This is a genomic window from Streptomyces sp. NPDC020875 (assembly GCF_040641415.1).
Taxonomy (GTDB): Bacteria; Actinomycetota; Actinomycetes; order Streptomycetales; family Streptomycetaceae; genus Streptomyces.
The window spans coordinates 1-2,739 of record NZ_JBFADP010000134.1 but is presented as its reverse complement, the minus strand read 5'-3'; the positions used below and the strand labels follow the sequence as shown (position 1 = coordinate 2,739).

Below are 2,739 nucleotides of genomic sequence, written 5' to 3'. Positions count from 1 at the left end.
GCGAAGGTCCGCCGTCGAGCGCGGGGGTCGTCGCGCCCCTAAATGCTCTCCCGCTCCTTGGCCCTGAAAATGGGACCCGTCTCACCACGAGGGGGATGAGGAGGGCAACCCAGGGGCGCGGGGAACTGCGCGACCAGCCGGCCACGGTCCGCGGACCGCGAACTGCATCAGGCTGCCGGGCGCGGCCCGGGGTTGTGTGCCTCACCCGGAGGGCCAAGGCGCTGGGGGTCCCCCCATCGCCGAAGGCATAGGGGGAGGAACTGCGCGACAAGCCACGACGGTGGCGCGGACCGCGAACAACCCCGGGCGCCGGGCGGCGCGGGCACGCGGGGACCCTCAGCGGGAGGCGTTCAGCCGATGTCGAGGGGGTCGACGCGGATCCGGACCTGTTCCGTACCGCCGCGCGCCGACCGTGCCGCCCGCGCCGATTTCAGTGCCCGCGCCAACGCCGCCCCGCTGCCCGGCGGCACCCGGAGCAGCGCCTGTGACCACGGTTCCCCCGGCGGGGGGTCGCCGGGGCGCCGGGGGCGTCCGGCGGGGGGCGCGGGCAGCGGCACCGGGCCGAGGACCTCGGTCTCCGGCGGCAGGCCCGCCGTCTCCAGGAACGCCGCGACCGTGTCCGTCCGCCCCGTCACCGCGGCCATTCGCGACACCGGTGGAAAGCCCAGCTCGGCCCGGTCCGCCAGTTCGCGTCTCGCGTGGCCGACCGGGTCCCAGCGGACCAGGGCCTGGACCGGCCGGAGCGTCGGCTCGGCGACGATCACGACCGTGCCGCCCTCGGCCCCGCCCCGTACCAGCGCCGCCGCGTCGATCCAGCGTCGCAGTGCCTCCTCCGAGGAGCGCAGATCGGGTCGGCCGAGCATGGCCCAGCCGTCGAGGAGGAGGGCCGCCGCGTATCCGCCGTCGGCGACCGGCTCGGCCCCGGGGGTGCTGACCACGAGCGCCGGGCGGCCGGGGACGGTGTCCAGCACATGGTCCCGGCCGGAGGTCCGGACCGGGACGGCGGGGAACGTACGCCCCAGCTCCTCGGCGGTGCGCCGGGCCCCGACGACCCGGGCGCGCAGCCGCGTACCGCCGCAGGCGAGGCAGTGCCATTCCGGTACTTCCCGGCCGCACCAGCCGCAGCCGAGCGCCCGCTCCTCGGGGGCCTGCAACGGCCCGGAGCACCGTTCGCACCGGGCGGGCGTACGGCACCGTTCGCATCCGAGCCTCGGTACGTATCCCCGCCGGGGCACCTGCACCAGCACCGGGCCGTGCTTCAGCCCCTCCCGGGCGGTCTCCCACGCCAGGGTCGGCAGCCGGGCCGCCCGCGCGGCCCCGTCGCGGCCGAGTTGTTCGTCACCGACGGTACGGACCAGGGGCGCGGCGGCCCTGACGCGTTCCCGGTCGGCCGCCAGCGGGCGGGCCCAGCCGCTGTCGACGAGCTGCGCCGCCTCCACGGTGCAGCTCAGCCCGCCCAGCAGAAAGCCGCAGGACTCGTTGCGGGCCCGCAGCTCCAGCACTTCCCGGACGTGCGGGAACGGCGCCCGGTCGTCGCTGTGGCTGGAGTCTCCGTCGTCCCAGACCGCGACCAGGCCGAGATCCCGTACCGGCGCGAACATCGCCGCCCGGGTCCCGACCACCGCGCGGACGGAGCCCCGCCGTACGGCCAGCCACTCGCCGTATCTCTTCTCGGGCCCCGAATCGGCGGTCAGGACCGCATGGCGGCCGGGGCCGAGGAGAGCGGTCAGCGCCTCGTCCACCCGGGTGACCCGGCGCCCGTCGGGGACGACGACCAGCGCCCCGCGGCCCGACGCCAGGGTGGCCGCCACGGCCCGCGCCAGCTCGTCGGGCCAGTCGGGGCCCGGCAGCGCCGTCCAGACCGCGCGCGGTCCGCCGCCGTCGGCGAGGGCGGCCAGGAATCCGGGGCCGTTCGGATACCGCCGCCACGACCCGGCGTCCGGCACCGGGGGCGACGGCAGCGGCTCGGGCGACGGCCGGCGCTCCGCACGGGCGTTCCTCGGCGGCACCGCGAGCTGGAGTACGTCCGCCAGCGACCCCGCGTAACGGTCGGCCACGTCCCGGGCCAGCGCCAGGGCCTCCGGGCTGAGCACGGGCTCGGGGGACACGACGTTCGCGAGGGCGGCGAGGGCTCCGCTGTAGTCCGAGGAGGCCCGGCGCTCGACGATGAAGCCGTCGATGAGCCCGCCGCCCTCCCGGCGGCCCTGCCGCACCCGGCCGCCCCCGGCGCCGAACCGGACCCTGACCCGGACCCCCGGCCGGGCCTCGGCATCCAGTTCCTTCGGCACGGCGTAGTCGAAGAACTGGTCGAGATGGAGCACGCCCTTGTTGACCACGACCCGGGCGACGGGCAGCTCATCGGCGAGGGCGGCACCGCGCCAGGTACGGGGCTTGGCCCGGGGGACGTCGGCGCGGCGGACCGTCTCCCGGATCAGCGCCAGCTGCTCGGGAGCGGATGCCGGGTCGTTCCCGGTACCGGTCGACGCGTCGTCCCTGCCCACGCCGGTAATTCTGTCAGAGCCCCCTGACATCCCGGGCCGCCCGCGTCCCCCGACTCCCGGGGCCCCGTCCCCGCAAGACCCGGGCCGCGCCCGGCCGCGTGACGTTGTTCGCGGCCTGCGGACCGTGGGTGGCTTGTCGCGCAGTTCCTCCCCCTACGCCTTCGGCGCTGGGGGGACCCCCAGCGCCTTGGCCCTCCGGGTGAGGCACACAACCCCGGGCCGCGCCCGGCAGCCTGAT

The 2,739-nt window shown here is 77.0% G+C and carries 1 protein-coding gene; it reads right to left on the bottom strand.

Annotated elements, in window-relative coordinates; translation table 11 throughout:
* Positions 1-350: 350 nt before the first annotated feature.
* A complete protein-coding gene (locus tag AB0G74_RS34285) occupies positions 351-2,501 on the bottom strand; it encodes a primosomal protein N' (RefSeq protein ID WP_361154627.1) in 2,151 nt (716 codons plus the stop codon).
* Positions 2,502-2,739 lie beyond the last annotated feature (238 nt).